The 21,360-nt window shown below is 68.7% G+C and carries 17 protein-coding genes; 11 read left to right on the top strand and 6 right to left on the bottom strand.

The genetic code is table 11. The annotated features are described in order from the left end of the window. Window positions 1-100 precede the first annotated feature (100 nt). The 6 genes from ACIA75_RS33100 to ACIA75_RS33075 are packed head-to-tail and all read left to right on the top strand — an operon-like array spanning window position 101 to window position 8,245. Window positions 101-190 carry a potassium-transporting ATPase subunit F gene (locus tag ACIA75_RS33100; RefSeq protein ID WP_397110984.1) on the top strand — a complete coding sequence of 30 codons (90 nt, stop codon included), beginning with the start codon at window positions 101-103 and terminating at the stop codon, window positions 188-190. Next, entirely contained in the window at window positions 191-1,861 is a 1,671-nt protein-coding gene (gene kdpA, locus ACIA75_RS33095) for a potassium-transporting ATPase subunit KdpA (protein ID WP_397110983.1), read from the top strand. It abuts the gene before it with no gap. Window position 1,862: 1 nt separating this feature from the next. After that, window positions 1,863-4,010, top strand: coding sequence for a potassium-transporting ATPase subunit KdpB (kdpB, locus tag ACIA75_RS33090; RefSeq protein ID WP_397110982.1), 2,148 nt, complete (start codon window positions 1,863-1,865; stop codon window positions 4,008-4,010). A 1-nt stretch (window position 4,011) separates the two neighbouring features. Beyond that, window positions 4,012-4,962 carry a potassium-transporting ATPase subunit C gene (locus ACIA75_RS33085; RefSeq protein ID WP_397110981.1) on the top strand — a complete coding sequence of 317 codons (951 nt, stop codon included), beginning with the start codon at window positions 4,012-4,014 and terminating at the stop codon, window positions 4,960-4,962. Window positions 4,963-4,988: 26 nt separating this feature from the next. Beyond that, complete coding sequence (locus tag ACIA75_RS33080) at window positions 4,989-7,529, top strand: ATP-binding protein (protein ID WP_397110980.1); 2,541 nt, start codon at window positions 4,989-4,991, stop codon at window positions 7,527-7,529. Further along, the gene (locus tag ACIA75_RS33075) at window positions 7,526-8,245 is read left to right on the top strand and encodes a response regulator (RefSeq protein ID WP_397110979.1); all 720 of its coding nucleotides are present in this window, start codon (window positions 7,526-7,528) and stop codon (window positions 8,243-8,245) included. The genes ACIA75_RS33080 and ACIA75_RS33075 overlap by 4 nt, the downstream gene beginning before the upstream one ends. A 3-nt stretch (window positions 8,246-8,248) precedes the next feature. On the opposite strand, the gene ACIA75_RS33070 is transcribed toward ACIA75_RS33075, so the two are convergent. Next, the gene (locus ACIA75_RS33070) at window positions 8,249-10,066 is read right to left on the bottom strand and encodes an alkyl/aryl-sulfatase (protein ID WP_397111111.1); all 1,818 of its coding nucleotides are present in this window, start codon (window positions 10,064-10,066) and stop codon (window positions 8,249-8,251) included. 312 nt (window positions 10,067-10,378) lie between these two features. Here ACIA75_RS33070 and ACIA75_RS33065 point away from each other — a divergent pair, with 312 nt between their 5' ends. Beyond that, window positions 10,379-10,612: a lipopolysaccharide assembly protein LapA domain-containing protein gene (locus tag ACIA75_RS33065; RefSeq protein WP_397110978.1), complete on the top strand. Its 234-nt coding sequence runs from the start codon at window positions 10,379-10,381 to the stop codon at window positions 10,610-10,612. Between the two features lie 102 nt (window positions 10,613-10,714). Here ACIA75_RS33065 and ACIA75_RS33060 read toward each other — a convergent pair whose 3' ends face one another. From ACIA75_RS33060 to ACIA75_RS33045, 4 genes are all read right to left on the bottom strand, one after another. Next, window positions 10,715-12,403: a SulP family inorganic anion transporter gene (locus ACIA75_RS33060; RefSeq protein ID WP_397111110.1), complete on the bottom strand. Its 1,689-nt coding sequence runs from the start codon at window positions 12,401-12,403 to the stop codon at window positions 10,715-10,717. Window positions 12,404-12,548: 145 nt separating this feature from the next. Next, window positions 12,549-12,980 (bottom strand): hypothetical protein, encoded by a 432-nt coding sequence (locus tag ACIA75_RS33055; RefSeq protein WP_397110977.1) that lies wholly within the window; start codon window positions 12,978-12,980, stop codon window positions 12,549-12,551. Between the two features lie 98 nt (window positions 12,981-13,078). Further along, the gene (locus ACIA75_RS33050) at window positions 13,079-14,209 is read right to left on the bottom strand and encodes an AI-2E family transporter (protein WP_397110976.1); all 1,131 of its coding nucleotides are present in this window, start codon (window positions 14,207-14,209) and stop codon (window positions 13,079-13,081) included. After that, window positions 14,206-14,580: an SHOCT domain-containing protein gene (locus ACIA75_RS33045; protein ID WP_397110975.1), complete on the bottom strand. Its 375-nt coding sequence runs from the start codon at window positions 14,578-14,580 to the stop codon at window positions 14,206-14,208. The genes ACIA75_RS33050 and ACIA75_RS33045 overlap by 4 nt, the downstream gene beginning before the upstream one ends. Window positions 14,581-14,801: 221 nt before the next feature. Here ACIA75_RS33045 and ACIA75_RS33040 point away from each other — a divergent pair, with 221 nt between their 5' ends. Both ACIA75_RS33040 and ACIA75_RS33035 read left to right on the top strand, forming a co-directional pair. Beyond that, window positions 14,802-17,435, top strand: a complete 2,634-nt coding sequence (locus tag ACIA75_RS33040) for a LuxR C-terminal-related transcriptional regulator (RefSeq protein WP_397110974.1) — start codon at window positions 14,802-14,804, stop codon at window positions 17,433-17,435. A 136-nt stretch (window positions 17,436-17,571) separates the two neighbouring features. Next, the gene (locus ACIA75_RS33035; RefSeq protein WP_397110973.1) at window positions 17,572-17,769 is read left to right on the top strand and encodes a hypothetical protein; all 198 of its coding nucleotides are present in this window, start codon (window positions 17,572-17,574) and stop codon (window positions 17,767-17,769) included. Between the two features lie 135 nt (window positions 17,770-17,904). On the opposite strand, the gene ACIA75_RS33030 is transcribed toward ACIA75_RS33035, so the two are convergent. Then, on the bottom strand, window positions 17,905-18,744 hold the full coding sequence (locus tag ACIA75_RS33030; RefSeq protein WP_397111109.1) for a helix-turn-helix transcriptional regulator: 840 nt from the start codon (window positions 18,742-18,744) through the stop codon (window positions 17,905-17,907). A gap of 207 nt (window positions 18,745-18,951) precedes the next feature. Between ACIA75_RS33030 and ACIA75_RS33025 the strand changes: the two genes are divergently transcribed. After that, the gene (locus tag ACIA75_RS33025; RefSeq protein ID WP_397110972.1) at window positions 18,952-19,896 is read left to right on the top strand and encodes an SDR family oxidoreductase; all 945 of its coding nucleotides are present in this window, start codon (window positions 18,952-18,954) and stop codon (window positions 19,894-19,896) included. A 39-nt stretch (window positions 19,897-19,935) separates the two neighbouring features. After that, window positions 19,936-21,297, top strand: a complete 1,362-nt coding sequence (locus tag ACIA75_RS33020; RefSeq protein WP_397110971.1) for an MFS transporter — start codon at window positions 19,936-19,938, stop codon at window positions 21,295-21,297. The last annotated feature ends 63 nt before the right edge of the window (window positions 21,298-21,360 follow it).

The following is a 21,360-nucleotide window of genomic DNA, read 5'->3' as shown; positions in this document are numbered from 1 at the left end:
TTTCGGAAACGGAGGCGAGAGTGTCGATCCTGGCCTATCTCCTGGTCACGGTCGCGGTGTTCGGTCTGCTCGGGTTCGTGCAGCGGATGGTGGAGCGCTTGTGAACGTCGTGAATGCCGTGGGCCTGGCCCTGGCTGTCCTGGTCACCGGTCTGCTGGTGGCCGCCCTGCTGTTTCCCGAGAGGTTCTGAGTGAGTACCACCGTTGCGGGTGTGCTGTTCCTCGGCACGCTGGTGGCCGCGCTCGCCGTGGTCCATGTGCCGCTGGGGGACTACATGTACCGCGTCTATACCCGCACGACCCATTCCCGCCTCGAACGCCGTATCTACCGCCTGATCGGCGCCGATCCCGGCAGTGAGCAGACGTGGGGCGGCTACGCGCGCAGCGCGCTCGCCTTCTCGGCGGTGAGCGTGGCGTTCCTGTTCGTGCTGCTGGTCGTGCAGGACAAGCTGCCGCTGTTCCCGGACGATACGGCCACACCGATGTCCGCCGCGCTGGCCTGGAATACCGCGGCCAGTTTCGTCACGAACACCAACTGGCAGAACTACTCGGGCGAATCCACCCTCGGCCCGCTGGCCCAGGCCGCGGGTCTGACGGTGCAGAACTTCGTCTCGGCCGCGGTCGGGATGGCGGTCGCCATGGCCGTGGTCCGCGGATTGGCGCGGGCACGGACAGGCACGCTCGGGAACTTCTGGGTCGATCTGGTGCGCGGTACGCTGCGCATCCTGCTCCCCCTCGCCTTCGTGGCGGCCGTCGTGCTGATCGGCGGCGGAGTGATCCAGAACCTCCACCTCAACGATCAGGTGGCGACCACTCTCGGGGGCACCCAGCAGACCCTGCCCGGTGGCCTGATCGCGAGTCAGGAGGCCATCAAGGAGCTCGGGACCAACGGCGGCGGGCCGTTCAATGCGAACTCCGCGCACCCGTTCGAGAACCCCACCGCGTGGACCAACTGGCTGGAGATCTTCCTGCTGATGGTGATCGCGTTCTCACTGCCGCGCACCTTCGGCCGGATGGTGGACAGCCGCAAGCAGGGGTATGCCATCGCCGCGGTGATGACCGTGCTGGCCCTGGCCAGTGTCACGTTGGTCAGCGTTTTCCAGCTCCAGCACCACGGCACCGTGCCGGCCGCGGTCGGGGCGTCGATGGAAGGCGTGGAGCAGCGCTTCGGCGTGGCGAATTCGGCGGTATTCGGCGCCGCCACGACCCTCACCTCCACCGGTGCCGTGGATTCGATGCACGATTCCTACACCAGCCTCGGCGGCATGATGCTGCTGTTCAATATGCAGCTCGGCGAGGTGGCGCCCGGCGGCGTGGGATCCGGGCTGTACGGGATGCTCGTCCTGGCGCTGATCACGGTGTTCGTCGCCGGACTGATGGTCGGGCGCACCCCGGAATACCTCGGGAAGAAGATCACTCCCCGCGAGATCAAACTGGCCGCCGCGTATTTCCTGGTGACCCCGGTGATCGTGCTGACCGGCACCGCGCTCGCCATGGCGATGCCGGGACAGCGGGCCTCGATCCAGGATTCCGGGCCGCACGGCCTGTCCGAGGTGCTGTACGCGTTCACCTCGGCCGGGAACAATAACGGTTCCGCGTTCGCCGGGCTGTCCGGCAACACCGAATGGTTCAACACCGCGCTCGGCCTGGCCATGCTCTTCGGCCGGTTCCTGCCGATGATCCTGGTGCTGGCCCTGGCCGGTTCGCTGGCGCGGCAGGGCACCACGCCCGCCTCGGTGGGGACGCTGCCCACCCACCGGCCGCAGTTCGTCGGCCTGGTCGTCGGTGTCACCGTGATCCTGGTCGCTCTCACCTTCCTGCCCGCGCTCGCGCTCGGGCCGCTCGCCGAGGGAATCCACTGATATGTCCGCTCCCACCATCGAACCGACCGCCGTACCGGCGGTCTCGCAGCCGGAGAAGAGCCGGGTCCGCGGCGGCCTGCTCGACCCGCAGATGCTGCTGACCTCACTACCGCAGGCCGCGCGCAAACTCGATCCGCGCACCCTGTGGCGCAATCCGGTGATGTTCATCGTCGAGATCGGCGCCGTCTGGGCGACCGTGCTCGCGATCGCCGACCCCGGTTTCTTCGCCTGGGCGATCGTCGCGTGGCTCTGGCTGACCGTGGTGTTCGCCAACCTCGCCGAAGCCGTCGCCGAGGGGCGCGGCAAGGCGCAGGCCGATACCCTGCGCAAGGCCAAAGCCGATACCGTCGCCCGGCGGCTGGTCGACTGGGTGCCGGGTGCGAACCCGGTCGAAGAGCCGGTCCCGGCGCCGGAATTGCGCCGGGGCGACCATGTCGTCGTGGAAGCCGGCCAGGTCGTCCCCGGTGACGGTGATGTGGTCGAAGGTATCGCCTCGGTGGACGAATCGGCCATCACCGGCGAATCCGCCCCGGTGATCCGGGAATCCGGCGGTGACCGCTCGGCGGTGACCGGCGGGACCACGGTGCTGTCGGACCGGATCGTCGTGCGGATCACCCAGGAACCGGGCCAGAGCTTCATCGACAAGATGATCGCGCTGGTCGAGGGTGCCTCGCGGCAGAAGACGCCGAACGAGATCGCGCTGAACATCCTGCTGGCCGCCCTGACTTTGATCTTCCTGGTCGCGGTCGTCACCCTGCAGCCGATGGCGATCTTCGCCAAGGCGAACAATCCCGGGGTGCCGGACAGTCTCGCACTCGGCACCTACGGTGTCACCGGGATCGTGCTGGTGTCGCTGCTGGTGTGCCTGATCCCGACGACGATCGGGGCGCTGCTGTCGGCCATCGGTATCGCGGGTATGGACCGGCTGGTGCAGCGCAATGTGCTGGCCATGTCCGGCCGGGCCGTGGAGGCCGCGGGCGATGTGAACACGCTGCTGCTGGACAAGACCGGCACGATCACCCTCGGTAACCGGCAGGCCACGGCGTTCCTGCCGCTGACCGGGGTCGGCGAACAAGAGCTGACGGACGCCGCGCAGCTGTCCAGTCTCGCCGACGAGACCCCGGAGGGCCGGTCCATCGTGGTCTACGCGAAGGACACCTACGGGCTGCGCGAACGCACCCCGGGGGAACTCGCCCACGCCGAATGGGTGCCGTTCAGCGCCACCACCCGGATGTCGGGGGTGGACGTGGACGGACACCGGTTGCGCAAGGGGGCGGCCGGGTCGGTCGCGGAATGGGTCCGCGCCCAAGGCGGCACCGTGCCCACCGAGCTGGGAACCGTGGTCGACGAGATCTCCTCGGCGGGCGGCACCCCGCTCGCGGTCGGTGAGATCCGCGACGGGAACGCCCGGGTACTCGGCGTGATTCGCCTCGAGGACGTGGTGAAGCAGGGCATGCGGGAGCGTTTCGCCGAAATGCGGCGGATGGGTATCCGGACCGTCATGATCACCGGCGACAATCCACGCACCGCCAAGGCGATCGCCGACGAAGCCGGAGTGGACGATTTCCTCGCCGAGGCCACGCCCGAGGACAAACTGGCCCTGATCCGGCGGGAACAGGAAGGCGGCCGGCTGGTCGCGATGACCGGTGACGGCACCAACGACGCGCCCGCGCTCGCGCAGGCGGACGTCGGGGTCGCGATGAACACCGGCACCTCGGCCGCCAAAGAGGCCGGGAACATGGTCGACCTCGACTCCGATCCCACCAAACTGATCGAAATCGTCGAGATCGGCAAACAGCTGCTCATCACCCGCGGGGCGCTGACCACGTTCTCGATCGCCAACGATATCGCCAAGTACTTCGCGATCATTCCGGCGCTGTTCGTCGGGTTGTTCCCGGGGCTGGATCTGCTGAATGTCATGCGGCTGGCCAGTCCGCAGTCGGCGATCCTGTCGGCGGTGATCTTCAACGCGCTGGTCATCGTCGCGCTGATCCCGCTGGCGCTGCGCGGGGTGCGGTACACGCCCGGTAGCGCGTCGAAACTGCTCAGCCGGAACCTGTCGATCTACGGGCTGGGCGGGATCGTCGCGCCGTTCCTCGGGATCAAACTCATCGACCTCATCGTCCAATACCTGCCCGGGATGTCCTGATATGCCTGTTTCCGATCTCATCCGCCAGCATCTCGCCGGACTGCGGGCGCTCCTGGTACTGACTGTGATCACCGGTCTGGCCTACCCCGCCCTCGTCTGGGTAGCGGGTCAACTGCCCGGTCTGCACGACAAATCGCACGGTTCGATCGTCGAGGCCGACGGCCGGGTCGTGGGCAGCTCGCTGCTCGGTCAATCGTTCACCGACGCGAACGGCGACCCGATCACCTGGTATTTCCAGAGCCGGCCCTCGGCGGCCGGGGACGGCTACGACGGCCTCGCCTCGGGCGGTAGCAATCTCGGTCCGGAGAATATCGTCGACACTCCGGCCGACCCGGCCCTGCTGTCGACGGGTTCGGACGCGGAATCGGCCGGATTCGAGCCGAGCCTGCTCACCCAGGTCTGCACCCGCAGCCGGGAAATCGGCCTGCGGGAAGGCGTGGACGGCAGCCGGCCGTTCTGCACGCCGAGCGGAGTGGGGGCGGTGCTCTCGGTTCTCGGCCCGCAGACCGCGGACGGCGTGGTGACGCCGGCGCGCGTGGTCAGCGTCAACGAACCGTGCCCGGCCGATCCCGCGGAAACCCCGGCGCCGGTGTTCCTGGCCGAATACCAGGGTATCCGGGTCGAATGCGCACGGTACGGCGAGGACTATGCGGCCGGGCGGATCGTGCTGATCGCCGGGAACGCCCCCGCCGAACCGGCGGTCCCCGCGGACGCGGTGACCAGCGGCGGTAGTGGTCTGGACCCGCACATCTCCCCGGCCTACGCGGAGATCCAGGTGGACCGGGTGGCCGCGGCACGCGGTATCGACCCGGCCGCGGTGCGGGCCGTGGTCGCGGCGCACAGCACCGGCCGCGAACTCGGCTTCGCCGGGGAACCGCGGGTCCATGTGCTCGAGCTCAACCTCGATCTGGACCGCCGCTACCCGGTGTCCGGTACCGCGAGCGGCGACTGAGCCGTGCACGGTGACATGATTCCGAAGTGACCACGACACCCGACCGCACCCCGGGTGAGCTGCGCATCTATCTCGGCGCGGCCCCCGGGGTCGGTAAAACGTTCGCGATGTTGGGCGAGGCACATCGCCGATTGGCCCGCGGCCAGGATGTGGTGGCCGCCGTGGTCGAAACGCACGGCCGCGCGCAGACCGCGGATCTGCTGGAAGGTATCGAGCAGCTGCCCCGGATCGCGATCCCCTATCGCGGCACGGTGCAGTACGAACTGGATGTGGACGCGGTGCTCGCCCGCCGGCCCGACCTGGTGCTCGTGGACGAACTGGCCCATACCAACACCCCCGGCAGCCGTAACCGCAAGCGCTACCAGGACGTACAGGAACTCCTCGCGGCCGGGATCGATGTGGTGTCCACGGTGAACATCCAGCACCTCGAGGGCCTCAACGATGTGGTCGAGCAGATCACGGGTGTGACGCAGCGGGAGACCGTGCCCGACGCGGTGGTGCGGGCCGCCGACCAGGTCGAACTGGTCGATATCACGCCGGAGGCGCTACAGCGGCGGATCACGCTCGGCAATGTGTACGCGCCGGAGAAGGCCGATGCTGCGCTGTCGCATTATTTCCGGCGCGGCAACCTCACCGCATTACGCGAACTCGCGTTGCTCTGGCTGGCCGACCAGGTGGATGCCGCGCTCGCGAAATATCGCGCCGACCATCGGATCACCGCCACGTGGGAGGCCCGCGAGCGCGTCGTCGTCGCGGTCACCGGCGGCCGGGAATCGGAAACCCTGGTCCGCCGCGCCGGGCGGATCGCGGCCAAATCCAGTGCCGAACTGCTCGTCGTGCACGTGATCCGCGGGGACGGACTGAGCGGGGTCGCCGCCCCGCAAATGGCGGCAGTCCGCGAACTGGCGGCCCACCTGGGTGCCGAACTGCATACGGTGGTCGGCGACGATGTACCCACCGCCCTGCTGGATTTCGCGCGGACGGTCAACGCCACCCAGCTGGTGCTGGGTACCTCCCGGCGCTCCCGCTGGGCGCGGGTACTCGACGAGGGCATCGGCGCCGAAGTGGTCCAGCAGTCCGGCAAGATCGATGTCCACATGGTGACCCACGAGGCAGCGGGACGACGACGGCGACGGCAGAAGCCGCGGCCCAGGGTGCGCCGCACACAGGCCTGGGTGGCCGCGTTCGTGGTGCCCTCGGCGATCTCGGCGCTGCTGGCGGTCTGGCTGGACCGCTACCTCGATCTGGTGAGCGAGAGCGCACTGTACTTCGTCGCGGTGCTGGCGGTCGCGTTGTTCGGCGGTGTGCTGCCGGCGATCGCCGCTGCGCTGCTGGCCGGGCTGCTGCTCAATGTCCTGTTCACCGACCCCCGCTACAGCGTCACCATCCAGGAGCCGAACAGCTTCCTGCCCGCGGTGCTGCTGCTGGTCGTGGCGGTCGCGGTGGCGATCCTCGTCGATACCGCCGCCCGCCGTGCCGAACAGGCCGGGCAGGCCTCCCGGGAGGCCGAACTGCTGACCCTGTTCGCGGGTTCGGTGCTGCGCGGCGCCGATCCGACCGCCCTGCTGGACCGGTTGTGCCAGACCTACGGCCAGCGCGCGGCGAGCCTGCGGCACCGCACCCGCGGTGCGCTCGCCGCGGTCGGCACGGATCCACCCGAACGCGCCGACGCGGCCGATACCGCCGTCGAGGTCGGGGACGACTATTGGCTGCTGCTGTCCGGCCCGACCCTGCGGGCCCGGGACCGGCGGGTACTGGAGGCCGTGGCCGGCCAGGCCGTCGGTCTGGTGCAGCGCCGCGAACTCACCGAAGAGGCGAACCAGGCGGCGGCCCTCGCGGAGGCCGACCGGTTGCGCCGGGATCTGCTCTCGGCGGTGAGCCACGATCTGCGCACCCCGCTGGCGGCGGTCAAGGCGGCGGTGTCGAGCCTGCGCTCCGACGATGTGGAGTTCTCTGCGGAGGACCGCGCCGAACTGCTCGCCACCGTGGAGGAGTCGGCCGATCAGCTCACAGCGCTGGTCGGCAATCTGCTCGATTCCTCCCGGCTCGCGGCGGGTGTGGTGCGGCCGCGGCTGCGGCCGGTATACCTGGACGAGGTGGTGCACCGGTCACTGGTCAGCGTGGGCGTGAGTCCGCGTGGTGCGCGCCGCGGCGCGCTCGACCGCGTGCGAGTCCTGGTCGGGGCGACCGCGGTGCAGGCCGATCCCGATCTGCTGGAGCGGATTCTGGCCAACCTCGTCGACAATGCGTTGCGCTACGGCGCGGAATCGGAGGTCACAATAGATGCCGCGGCGGTGGACGGCCGGGTACTCGTGCGGGTCGTGGATCACGGGCCGGGGCTGCCCGGCACCGATTCCGAACGCGTTTTCGACCCGTTTCAGCAGCTCGGCGACCGCGACAACACCAGCGGTCTCGGCCTGGGACTGTCGGTGGTACGCGGATTCGCCGATGCCCTGGGCGGTTCCGTGAGCGCCGCACCCACCCCCGGTGGCGGGCTCACCGTCACCGTCGATCTCCCGGTCGCGGCCGACCGGGACGACGCGCTGCCCACGGAGGTATCCGGATGAAAACCGCACCGCAGCCGGAGCACGGGCCACAGCGGCAGCCCACGGTACTGGTCGTCGACGACGAACCGCAGATCCTGCGGGCACTGCGGATCAACCTCTCGGTGCGCGGTTACGAGGTGGTGACCGCGGCGACGGGTGCGGGCGCCCTGCGCGCGGCGACCGAGCGCAAACCCGATGTCGTGGTTCTCGACCTCGGGCTCCCCGATATCGACGGCATCGAGGTGCTCGCCGGCCTACGCGGCTGGACGAAAGTGCCGATCATCGTGCTCTCGGCCCGCACCGATTCGGCGGACAAGGTGGACGCGCTCGACGCCGGCGCCGACGACTATGTGACCAAACCCTTCGGGATGGACGAGTTCCTGGCCCGGCTGCGCGCCGCGCTGCGGCGGGCAGCGGACTCGGCCGATATCGACGAACCGGTGGTCGTCACCGATTCGTTCACCGTCGACCTGGCGGCGAAGAAAGTCCTCAAGGCCGGGGCCGAGGTACACCTGACCCCGACCGAATGGGGCGTGCTCGAGATGCTGGTGCGCAATCGTGGCAAGCTCGTGGGCCGGCGGGAGCTGTTGCGCGAAGTGTGGGGTCCGGCCTATCAGGCCGAAACCCACTACCTGCGCGTCTACCTCGCCCAACTGCGCCGCAAACTGGAGGACGACCCGTCCCACCCCCGGCATCTGGTGACCGAGCCGGGGATGGGCCACCGCTTCAAGGAATAGTGGTCAGGGCGTGACGATCGGGAAGCGGGGATCGGGTGTGTCGAGCAGACCGATGAAGGTCTGCAGCAGGCTTTCATCACCCTTCATGGTGACCCCGTCGAAACCGCCCCCGCTCACGGCTTTCAGCAACTGTGCCTTGGTCAGCGTCAGGGTGAGATCCGCGGGGCCGGGGGCCGGTGTCTCCGGTGTGGGCGTGCGGTGGGTGAGAGCGCCGTGGGACAGGGTCAGGCGGTGTACCCGGTTCTCGTCGGACAGCTCCCAATCCATGGTGAAATCGGCCGCCGCGGCGCGCAGGCCGTCGATCCGGACCGCGAGGGAGTCGACGATCATGTCGAGCGACAGTGCGTTCAGCATCTCCGGACCGGCCGTACTCGTCGCCGTCGGGCTCGGACCCGTGCGCAGTTCTTGCGCGCCGACCAGGTAGAAGTTGCGCCAGGTGCCGTTCTCGGCGCCGTGGCCGAGCCGTTCGTAGACCTGCGCCAGCTCCTGTTTGGCACCGTCGTGTCCCGGTTCGGCGAAAACGGCGTGCTGCAACAGCGTGGCGGCGAAGCGGAGATCCCCGTCGGTGGCGTACCGGTGGCCGGTGGCGACGATCGCGTCTATACCGCCGTAGTCGGCGACGTACCGACGCGCCTGCTCGACCGGCGGGTGTTCCCACAGGTGCGCGGGATTCCCGTCGAACCAGCCCATATACCGCTGATAGATCGCCTTCACGTTGTGACTCGTGGAGCCGTAGTAGCCGCGATTCGCCCACATTGCGTCGAGCGCGGGCGGGAACTCGAACTGCTCGGCGATCTCCGGGCCGGTGAAACCCTGGTTCGTCAGGCGCAGCGTCTGGTCGTGCATATAGGCGTACATATCCCGTTGGCCGGCGATGAAGGCCGTCCAGTTCTCCCGGCCCCACGTAGGCCAATGATGCGACGCGAACGCGATATCGGCCTTGTCTCCGAAGCGGGCGATGGCCTCGTCCAGGTACTTGGCCCACACTCGGGAATCACGGACGACGGCACCACGCAGCGTGAGCACATTGTGCATATTGTGTGTCGCGTTCTCCGCCATGCAGAGTGCGCGGCGGTCGGGAAACAGGAAGTTCATCTCGGCCGGCGCCTCGGTACCAGGGGTGAGCTGAAAAACGATGCGGACGCCGTCGATCTCCTCTTCCTGCCCGGTCCGGGTGATATCGACCGTCGGCGGGATGAGGGTGACGGTCCCGAGGGACGTGGTCATTCCGAGCCCGGCACCGATCTGCCCCTCGGGCGACTTGTCCAGTACCGCGCCGTACATGAAGACCGCGCGCCGGTTCATCGCATTCCCGGCGTAGACGTTCTCGCTGACGGCGTGTTCGAGGAATCCCTCGGGAGCCAGGATCGGTATAGGTGGATGTCCCTCGGGAACCACGCCCCGGGCCCCGCCGAAATGATCCACGTGCGAATGGGTGTAGATCATCCCGGTGACCGGACGGTCGCCGCGCTGCGCGCGATACAGCGCCAGTCCCGCCGCCGCGGTCTCCGCCGAGATCAGCGGGTCGATCACGATGACGCCCTCGCGGCCTTCGACGAACGTCATATTCGACAGATCCAGGTTTCGCACCTGGTATATCCCCTCGGTGACCTCGAACAGCCCCTGCTTGTTGCAGAGCTGCGCCTGCCGCCACAGGCTGGCGTTCGCGGTGGGCGGGCAGTCGCCGTCCAGGAACCCGTAGGCGCCGGCGTCCCAGACCACACGTCCGTCTGCGGCTGTCACCACCGGCGGGTCGAGTTCGGCGACGAAGCCCCGTACCGCGTTCCCGAAATCGGCGGTGTCGTCGAAGTCCAGTTGCATGGTCATCGTTACCTCACTCTGCGGTATCGCGGCTCATGTTCGGTTCCGGCGCGGAGGTTCGAGCACCCGCCGCCGCTCGCTCGATCCAAGGTCTTGTGGGCCTGGATCGGACCGGTCACACCGGCGGTGCCCCCGACGCTAATCAGGGCCGGGCTGGACGGGTATCACCTGCGGGGGGTGAATTCACCCGGCTGCCGGGTCCCGGGACTGCCCGGCGGGCAGCACACAACTCATCCGCCGCGGGTGATGTCCGGTAGCAGGCGCGGTAGCACACTCGTCGGTATACCGTCAGCCCACCGTTCGGAGGACCGGATGACCACCCAGGACGCACCGAAGCGGTCACTGCTGTCGCGCATATCGTTGAATCAGTGGCTGGCCGCAATCCTGATCGTGCTGGCGGTGGTGTTCATCGCCCAGAACCGGGACCGGGTGGATATCAATTTCCTGCTCGTCACGGTCACTGCGCCGATGTGGCTGGTCCTGCTGATCCTGTTCCTGGTGGGAGCGCTCGCGGGTGTGCTGATCAGGCGCCGGGCACGCCGGTGAAATCAGACGGCCCGTCGCCCCTGCGGCGAAGCCGACGGGCGGACACCGCGCCGGATCCCGCGAGCTGATCCGTCCCGCCCCGGGCGGCGAGACCCTGCGAAATCAGTGTCCCGGATACGTAGTACCCGCCGGGCGCGGTGGTTCGGCGGTCGCGGCGGCGACGCTGGCATAGACCGCAATACGGTGGGTTCCGGTTTGCGCGGCCGTTAACTCGTCGCCGAACTGCCCGATCGATCGGGCGATACGGAAGTCGATACCGCGATGAGCGAGGCTGTCTCTGAGATCGACCAGCATCGCCGCCGCGGTCACATCGATCGCGGGGGACGTTTCGGCGTCGAGCACCACCAATCGCGTGTTCTCCGTACACAGCTGCTCGATCCGGCCCCGCACATGGTCTGCGTTGACGAAGTACAGCCCCGACTCCACCCGCACCACGAGCTGGTCCGGGCGCTGTGCGAGGCCGGGGTGGCGCTGGACATCCAGCCACAGGCCGTCGCGGGGGCCGAGCACCGCGATATGGGGCTGGGAGCCGCGGTAGACCAGCAGCACGACGGAGACACCGACGCCGATCAGCAGACCCGGAAGCGTATCGAACAGCAGCACACCCAGCATGGCGGCGATCGCCGCGACGAAATCGGCACGCGCGGCGCGACCGTAGATAGTGCCCAGCCACTGCGACCACACCCGGTAGAGCCGGCGCAGCGCCGCGATATCCACCAGTTCGATCACCGCCGCGATCACCACCGCCGCCAGCGTGGCCTCGGGCAGCTGTTCGAACAGGCCGGTGAGCAGCAGCAGGGTCAGCACGGTCAGCACCGCCACCATCAGTCCGCTGACCTGAGTTTTCGCGCCGGCCGAACCGTTCACCGCGGTTTTGGACAGACTGCCGTTGACCACCATCCCGGAGACGAAACCCGCCCCCAGGTTGGCCGCGCCGAGTCCGAACAGTTCCTTGTTGGGGTCGATTTCGTAGCCGGCCTTCGCCGCGTAGGTTTTGGCCGCGCCCAGCCCCTCCGCGAACCCGATCAGCAGTACCCCGACCGCGGGGCCGAGCAGATCGAGATAGCCGCCCCAGCCCACGCCCTCGGGCAGACCGGGCACGGGCAGCCCGGAGTCGATCGGCCCGACTATCGCCACCCCCTTGTCGTCCAGATCGAACAGCGCCACGGCCAGGATCCCGGCCAGCACGGCGAGCAGCGCACCCGGAATCAGCGGCAGCCACTTCTTCACGGCGAGCACCAGCAGCAGACCGAGCCCGCCGATCAGCAGGGTGCGCCACTGCGTGTCCCCCAGACCGGTCAGCACACCCCATAACTGCTCGAAGAAATCACCCTCGTGTTTCTCGATCCCGAGCAGTTTCGGCACCTGGCCGATAATGATCACCAGCGCCAATCCGACGATGAACCCCTTCAGCACGGGCTCGGAGATGAACGAGGCGATGAACCCGAGCCGCAGCAGTCCGGCCAGCAGGCCCACCACACCCGTCGCGATGGCGAGCGCGGTGGTGAGCGCGAGATAGCGGCCGCCGTCGGCGCCGGCCAGCGGTGTGATCAGCGCGGCCGACAAGGCGGCGGTCGCCGACATCGGACCCACCACGAGGTGCCGGGAGCTACCGGCCAGCGCGTACAGGACCAGCGACGGGACGGCGGCATACAACCCGACCACCGGCGGCACACCCGCGATCGTCGCGTAGGCCAGCGCCTCCGGGACCAGTACCGCCCACACGGTCAGGCCCGCGATGAGATCCGGCCGCAGCCAGGCACGCCGGTAACCGTGCAGGGGCGGGAACAACTGGGCAGCGAACGCCCGCGCCGGGCTCTCGTGTCCGGTTCCGGAAGGCCGGGTGGGCTCGTCGCTCACAACTCACCGTGCCTTTCGTCGACGAGGAGGACCACGGCGCGCCGGCGTACGGCCCGGAGTCCGTACCGGCGCAGCGTCAGGTCCGCGGGTGCCACGTGGCGATGGCCCAGATCGCCACGACGCTGAGCGCGATGATCAACGTCGACCACCACGGGTAGTACGGCAACCAGAGGAAGTTCGCCACGATGGCCAGCGCCGCGAAAACGATCGCCAGCGCCCGGCCCCAGGCCGAACCCGTCATCAGGCCCAGTCCGGCGAGCACCAGCGCTGCTCCGAGCCCGATATGGATCCAGCCCCAGGTGGTGACATCCAATTCGTAGACATAGGAGCCGCCGAGGACGAACAGATCGTCCCGGGCTACCGCGGCGATCCCTTCGAGCAGCGATAACGCGCCGACGGTCAACATCAGGACCGAGGTGGCGATCGCGGCCCCCGCGGCAAATCCGTGTTCCAGCGGGGCCTCCACGGTGGCTTCCGTGGCGTAGTGCGGTGCGGTGGTCAATTCCACTCCTTCCGGGTGCACTCCTGCCGCGCGCGGTGATACGACGACTGTCGCTGGTGCCGGGGCCGTCCCGCCTCACCCCACCTGGGTGAACCCGCGCCCGCTCACCCGGGCGGGTCCGGGGATTCGGCGGGAGCACGACGGCCACGATCGGGAGCCCGTTCGCCGATGAGAACGTCCATCCACCGGGTCGACGGGTCGATATCGAGCAGCAGCGCCTTCGCCAGCAGCGTCAGCGGTATGGCCAGTAGGGCGCCGAGCGCGCCGAGGACCCAGGACCAGAACACCAGCGACAGGAATGTGATGGTGACGCTGAGCCCGACCGCGTCGCCCACGTATTTGGGCTGGATCACCGACTGCACCACGACGTTGAACACGCAGTAGACCACGATCACCCAGATCATCTTCGGCACGCCACTGTCCAGCAGCGCCAGCAGCGCGGGCGGCACCAGCCCGATGACGAAACCGATATTCGGGATGTAGTTGGTGATGAAGGACAGCAGCGCCCACAACAGCGGAAAGGGCACCGCCAGTATCCACAGCGCCACGCCGTCGAGGACGGCCACGATGAGACCGAACACCGTCGAGACGATCAGGTACTTGCGGGTCCCGGCGGTGAACGAGCCCAGCGCCTCCGCGATATCGGGCCGCATCGTCCGCAACACGCCGATCCGGCGCCCGATGGTCATCCCGTCGAACACCATGAACAGCAGCAGCGTAACCACGAAGAGCAAGTTGGAGAAGGCGCCGGCCAGACCGCGCAGCAGATCCTCGAGCAGTTCGACCAGCTTGCCGAAATCGAAACCGCTCAGCGCGTGGTCGATCCGTTCCTGATCGATACCGAATCGCGCCAAGAGGTTCTGGACCTGATCGAGCAGGTCGCCGAACTGGTCGGAGTAGTCCGGGAGCGAGGTCGCCAGCTGGGCCGCCGACACCGCCATCGCCGCGACCAATCCGAGCAGGATCAGATAGACCGTCACCAGCGCCGCGAGCATCCCCAGCCAGGCGGGGCGGCCGCGGCGCTGCATCCACTGTTGGATCGGCTGCACCGCGATCGCGAGCATCAACGCCAGGAACACCGGGCCCAGCACACCGGCGAAAGCCTTCGCCCCGGTGATGGCCACCACCGTGGCCGCCGCGATGAGCAGGACGATCAAACCGCGTGGGATCGCCCATTGCCCGGGCCCACCGCCCCGCGCCGCGGAGTCCGGCGTTTCCGGGGGCGGCGCGGTCACGACATGGCCTTGGCCTTGAGCCGCTCGAACTCCCCTTCGGTGATCGTCCCGTCGGCGAGCAGCCGTTTGGCCTCGGCGATCTGCGCCGCCGGGTTGGTTCCCGCCGTTCGCTGGATGTATTCCTTCTCCGCCGCCTGCACCTGCTGGGCCTCGGTCATCGATCGCTGCGTCATTCCCTTACCCCGGACGATCAGGTAGACCAGCGAGGCCAGCAGTGGCAACACGATCAGCAGCACCACCCACACCGCCTTGAGCCATCCCGACGTCTCCCGGTCCCGGAAGAGGTCGCCGATGATGTAGAAGAGCAGCAGCAGGTACGCGATGAACGCGAAGCTCACGACAATCAGCCAGAGCGCTTCCCAGAACGACACGGTCCACCTCGCTTACGTCGGAAACAGCGGTCCCCGCAGCGGGGATCGGATCCACGCTAGGGCGGGCAGCAGGGCGGGCGACTCACCCGATACGGATGAATATTCCCGGATACGCCCTGGTAACAGGTTGGTTCACCTGCGGCTGAGGGGGCCTTTTACTCGGGTAGGCTGCGGCCCAGTGCGTGCTAGTGCTGTTTCGGAAATCTTCTTCGGGAGGCACCGTGACCACTTCGCCAACACTGGATCCGACGGGCCGCCCGATATCGCGAGCTCGGCCACAGTCACATATCCCGGTGTTCCCGTTCGACCCGGTCTCCCGGCCGCGGTTGCACACCGGGCTGGACGCTGTGGTCGATCGCCGCAACGGCGGTGTCCTGCTGATCTGCGGGCAGGTCGGGGTCGGCAAAACCGTCTCCGTAGCGGATTGGGCGGCAACATATCTGCCGCGCACGCATCCGGATACCCGGATCGCCTGGCTCACCGTCCGGGACCAGACCGTGCTGTGGCCGGAATTGCGGTCCCGGCTGCGCGTGCACGCCGCCGGGTCCGGTCAGCCGGCGGCGGGTGTGGGCGAGGCGGACGCGATCGTCACGGCGCTGGCCGCGGCCGCCGAACCGACCGTGCTGGTGATCGACGACGCCCACCTCATCACCGACCCGCTCGCTCTCGCCGGGCTCGAATATTTCCTGCAGCACGCACCGCCGAACGTGACGACCGTGCTGTGCGCACGCTTCGACCCCCCGATCCGCTGGCATCTGCTCCAGCTGCACTCCCGGCTGACCCGCTGGGGTGCCCACGATCTCGCCCTGTCCCCCGACGAGGCGACCCGGCTCTGCGCGGGGCACGAATGCGCACTCGACGAACAGGGTCTGCGCACGTTGATGTCGCTCACCGAGGGGTGGGCGGCGCTGGTCCGGATCGCGGCGATCTACCTGACCGCGAGCCCGAGCGAGAACACCGACGCGCTCACCGCGCTGGCCCGGCCACCGCATGCGTTCGCCGACCTGCTGGTGGGTGAGCTCATCGATACCCTCTCGCCGGCGTTGCGGCAGTTCCTCACCTGCACCAGCGTCCCGGAGGAATTCACCGAACAACTCGCCGACGATCTGGTCGGTGGCGGGGCGGCACATCTGCTCTACGAACTGGACCGGATCAATTTCCCGATGACGTCGCTGTCCCGGAGTGGCAAGGTCTGGTACTCCTACCATCCGATGCTGCGGGCGTACTTCCTGGCGGAGGCGAACCGGCTGGGCCCGGACCTGTGTGCCGATCTGCGGCTGCGGGCGGCCCGGCAGCTCACCGCCGCGGGTGAACTGCAGGCGGCGCTGGCCCATCTGCTCGCGGTGCCCGACCATCGGCCGCTGTCCGCGTTCCTGTCCGAGCACGCGCTGGCACTGGTTTTCGCCGATCACGGCGAGAGCCTGTTCGATTCGCTCGCCGCGGCGGCCCCCGATGTGCTGACCGATCCGTTCCTGCGGCTGCTGCAGGCCACCGACGCGTTGCTACACGGCGGGAGCGGTACGGCGCAGGCCTACCGCGACAGCGCCCGGATACTCGCCGACGACGATCCGCATTCACTCGCGGGCCCGTACCGGCTGGAAGCCCTGACCACCGCTGTCGACGCCGAACTGGCGGTCGCCACCGGCGCCGAGTCCGAGCCGATCGCGTTCCCGGACCGGATGCCGCCCGCCGACCGCCCCGATCTGGACGGCTACCTCGCGGTCACCACCGGAACGGCCCTGGCGCTGCGGGGTGAACTGGCTCGCGGCGAGGAGCGGTTGCGGATCGCGCTGAGCCGCACCAGGTCCCGCTGCCATCCCCGGCTGCGGTTGATCGCGGTGACCAGGCTCGCCGTCACCGCCGGGCTCGCCGGGTCGATCACGACGATGCGCCAGCGCGCCGAACGCGCCTGCGCCATCGCCCGCGACCACGAACTGCTGGACCTACCGGAAACCGTGCACGCCACCGCGCTCGAGGCCTACGGCGCCTACCTGCAGGGCTCGGAGCCGCTGCCCGACCAGATCCGGATCCTGTGCGCCGAGCACATCCGCCGCGACGGCACACCGGGCCCGGTGGCCGGCTGGCTACCCCATGTGGTGGGCAGTCTGCTCGACTGCCAATGCGCCGAGAACCCGGGCGCCGCCACCGACCGGCTGCGCCGCAGTATCGGCCGGCTCCTGGACGCCGACCCCGCGCCCGTGCTCGGCGGCAGCCTGCTCAGCGCCGCGGTCTGGGCGCTGCTGGGCGCCAACGAGACCACCGCCGCCCGCCAGCTCGTCGAACGGGCCCGCACCGTCCTCGGCGTCACCCCCGACACGGTGCTGTCCACCGCCGCGCTCACCGCCGGCACCGGTAATCACCACGCGGTCGTCAGCCAGGTGGAGCCGGTGCTGACCGCGACCTCCGGCGCGCATCCGGTCGCCCGCCTCACCGGCTGGTTGCTCTTCGCCCGCGCCCACCACCAGCTCGGCAACGATTCCAAGACCCGGGAAGCCGTGGACAACGGACTGCGGATCGGCGCCACCCATCGGGTCACCCGCCCGTTCCTCGATGTCCCCGGCACCATCGACCTGCTCGACTACTACGCGGGTTGCTTCGGGCACAGCAGCGCGTTCGCCGACGCGGTCCGGGCGGGTCACCGCTCCCGGCGGCGGGTCCAGCACCCGCCGCTCACGGCCACCGAGCTACGCATCCTGCAGCAGCTGCCCTCGGGCCGGACCACCCAGCACATCGCCGACGATCTCAGTGTCTCCATCAACACCGTGAAAACCCATCTGCGTGGGATCTACGCCAAACTCGGGACCCGCTCGCGGATGGAAACCCTGCAGGAAGCGCGGCGCAGCGGTCTGCTCTGACCCCGGCGGCTCACCCGGCGCCGGAACGCTTTCACCCGGTGCGGACGATGTCCGGCGGCACCACCGCGGGACACACTTCTTTCCGACGCGGCGACGCCTGCCGTCGCGACCGGTCCGGACGAGGCAGGAGACGGCGATGCGATACCAGTTCACCATCGACGGCGAACTCTCCGAACGCGCGCTCGCCGCATTTCCCGAACTCAGCGGCGATCACGCGCAAGGTACGACGGTCCTGTCGGGGCCGGTCACCGACCCCACGGGTATCCGCGGCATCCTGGCCCGGATCGACAACCTGGGTCTCACGGTGATCGAAATGCGCCGGCTACCCGACTGAGCGCAGACCGCACGCATCGCGACGGACTCGCGCCGGGTGCTCCCGGCGGTCGGCCGCACCGTCCCTGGTGCGGTGAGTCCGTATCGCTGGACGAACCTCGTGCCGGTTGTAGTAGCTCTGCAGGTTGCTGTGGGCTCAGTGCAGCGATTGTGCTCCGATGACGGATAGCACCTGCAACTTCTCGTAACTCTCGCTGCCCGGGACAGCCGTGTAGACGAGCAGCATATGGGCCCGGCCCGGGTCGATGAGCCGCTGGCAGTTCAGTTCCAGCGCACCGACTTCGGGGTGGATGTAGTGCTTGACATCGTGCGGAAGGATTCCGATCTCGTGCTCGTCCCAGACGCGACGGAACTCCTCGCTGCGGTCCGAGAGCAGATCCGCCAGGTAGGCAGCTCGGGAGCCTGGACCGCGGAGGGTAACGAGCTCGCGCAGTCCCGAGGCATACCTCCGGCTCAGGAACGCGTGTTCTTCCGGGGCATAGAAATCCCGGACGGCCGGGTCGGTGAACCACCGGTATCCGACGCTGCGGGCGGGCCCGGTGTACTGGGTCGTATCGCCGGTGAGCTCGATCCCCATCGGGGTCTGCCGCAGGGTCTCGCCGAGTTCTGTGACGATCTCCGCGGGAGTGTCCGCCAGGCGATCGAGGATGCGCAGCAGACCGGGGCTGATGTGCTCGCCGGCCGTTCCCCTGGCCGGTGGGTTGTGCCCGGCGAGACGGAACAGATGGTCGCGTTCGTCGATCGACAGGTGCAACCCCCGCGCGATCGAGGCGAGCATCTGCTGCGAGGGCTGTGGCCCGCGCTCCCGCTCCAGCCGGGAGTAGTAGTCGGCCGACATAGTGCACAGCGACGCGACCTCCTCGCGCCGTAGCCCGCTGGTCCTGCGCCGCGGCCCGCGCAGCAGGCCGACGTCCTCCGGTTGCAGTGCCGCACGCCGATTACGGAGGAACTCCGCCAACCCGGTGCGGTCGATCACCATGGTGCCCCTTCCGGAAATACTGCCCTCCTTTCTACCGGCTGCGGGCGGTGGTAACCACGGACAGCTGATCCCCCCATCCGAAGCGCAGCGGTGACCTGGCGAGCCTGTGATCGGGAAGTCCTGGATGCGCGCGGAAGGTCCGCTGAGGATCAATGCCATAGCGGTCGCGACGACGAACGCACAAAGGCAATCAGGAGCAGAGCAATGCCGAGCACCCAGATCGACATCACCATCCCCAGCCTGTCCGGAAAGCGCGCCGTCGTTACCGGCGCGAGCGACGGCATGGGCCTGGGGATAGCCACCCGACTGGCCGCCGCTGGAGCGGAAGTCATTATGCCCGTACGTAACCCGCGCAAGGGCGAGGCGGCGATCACCGAGATCTACCGGGTCGTCCCCGGCGCGAACGCGTCGTTGCGCAGCCTCGACCTGTCTTCGCTGGAGTCGGTCGCGGCCCTCGGTGCCACGCTCCGAGCGGAGGATCACCCGATTCACCTCCTGATCAACAACGCCGGCGTGATGCAACCGCCGAGCCGCCAGACCACAACCGACGGGTTCGAGATGCAGTTCGGCACCAACCACCTGGGCCACTTCGCGCTGGTCGCCCAGCTGCTGCCACTACTGCGCGCCGGGCGGGCCCGGGTGACCTCGCAGATCAGTATCGCGGCCCGGCGGGGCGCTATCCACTGGGACGACTTGAACTGGGAGCACAGCTATCACGGGATGCGCGCGTACAGCCAGTCCAAGATCGCGTTCGGACTGTTCGGCCTGGAGCTGGAGCGGCGCAGTAGGGCCCACGGCTGGGGCATCACCAGCAACCTCGCCCATCCCGGGGTGGCCCCGACCAGCCTGCTGGCCGCCCGGCCCGAGCTCGGCCGCGGCCGGGCCGTGCCCCAATACCGGCTGATCCAAGCGCTTTCCGCCCGCGGAATCCTGGCGGGCACCCGCGAGACCGCCGCCCTGCCCGCACTCATGGCGGCGACCGACCCCGGTGCCGAACCCCACGCCCTCTACGGCCCCAGCGGGCTGGGCAACCTCGGCGGTCCGCCGGCCGAGCATCGGCTCTACCCGCCGTTGCGCAGCCCGGAAGAGGCCGAACGCGTCTGGCGGGTCTCCGAGGAACTCACGAAAACCTCCTTCCCGGCCGCCTGACCTCCCACACCCAGAACCGCGAACGACCGGAGCAGTCCTATGAGTTCTCTGACCCGCCCCGCCGCCGAGCGACGAAGCCCCTGGTGGGTGGTCGCCGGGGCCGGTACGGCCAATGCCGTGGGCCCCCAGATGTACCTGGCCACCATCGGCCTGTTCGTGCTACCGATCGCCGAGGAGACCGGATTCAGCCGCACGACCGTCACCAGCTCCTTCTCGGTCGCCGCGGTCGGCATGGTGATCGGCCTGATCATTGTCGCGCAGCTGGTCGACCGATACGCCGCGCGCTACATCCTCGTGCCGGGGTTCGTGCTGTTCGCGGCCTCGATGGCCGCGATCGCCCTGGTACCGCCGGTCGAAGCCATCTATTTCATCCCGTGCTTCTTCGTCGGGTTCTTCGGGGCCGGAACGGCGGTCCCCGCCACCAGGGCGGTAGTGAGCTGGTTCGACAACAACCGCGCCCTCGCCGTCGGCATCGTGACGGGCATCATCGGCCTGGGCGCCGCCCTGGCACCCCTGCTGGCGGGTGCGCTCATCGACAGCATCGGATGGCGGCTGACCTACGGCGTCATGGGATTGATCGCCGCCCTGGTGTCGGTCACGATGGTCACCTTGTTCGTCCGGGCCCGGGCGGAACAACACGTGCGCGGACGACTCGTCCGGAAAACCCACGTCGGAGACCGGGACGTCAGCCTCGAACTGCCGGGCCTGACGGTCCGTGCGGCGCTGGTCACCCGGCAGTTCTGGGGCATCGCACTGGGACTGGGGCTGGTGGGGGTCGTCGTTTACGGCCTCCAGGTGCACCTCGTCCCGATGATGACCGACCGCGGGCTCAGCAACGACCAGGCGGGCTCGCTGCTGGTCGTCTTCGGCCTGGCATCGCTGGTCGGCCGGGTTGCCGGCGGCTTCCTCATCGACCGCGTCCACGCCTCCATCATCGGTACGATCGCAATCCTCGCCCCCATCGTCGGCATGAACTTCCTGCAGCCGCCCTTCTCCACCGCCGCCGTCGCGGTCGCCTTCATCGGCATCGCCTTCGGTATCGAGGGCGACCTGCTCGCTCTGCTCATCACCCGCTACCTCGGCACCCGCAACTTCGGCCGGATCCTCGGACCGGTCCAGGCTGTGTTCCTCCTCGGCAGCGCCCTCGGGCCGTTGCTCCTCGGGCTGGGTTACGACGAACTGGGCTCCTACGACCCGGTCATCCCCGTATTGATGGGCGTCCTCGTCGTCGGCGCGCTCCTCATCGCGACACTCGGCCGTTACATCTACCCCGCCGTCAGCGGTTTCGACCAGCTCGCCGCGCGCGACGAACTCGCCGCCGCCGAGGTCCTGAGCGATATCGCCAAGGGCGGCACCACTCATACCCCTTCCGACAGGCCACTCGTCCAGGTCCGCGGCTGATCGATTCGGCCTGGTGGTCCGCCGCCGGGCCCTCGGCTTGTCCGGTACCGCAGTCCCGTTGCG

Origin of the sequence: Nocardia sp. NPDC051750 (assembly GCF_044453135.1) — a bacterium.
Classification (GTDB): domain Bacteria; phylum Actinomycetota; class Actinomycetes; order Mycobacteriales; family Mycobacteriaceae; genus Nocardia.
The sequence above is the reverse complement of the archived record's forward strand: the minus strand, read 5'-3'. Positions and strand labels throughout refer to the sequence as shown.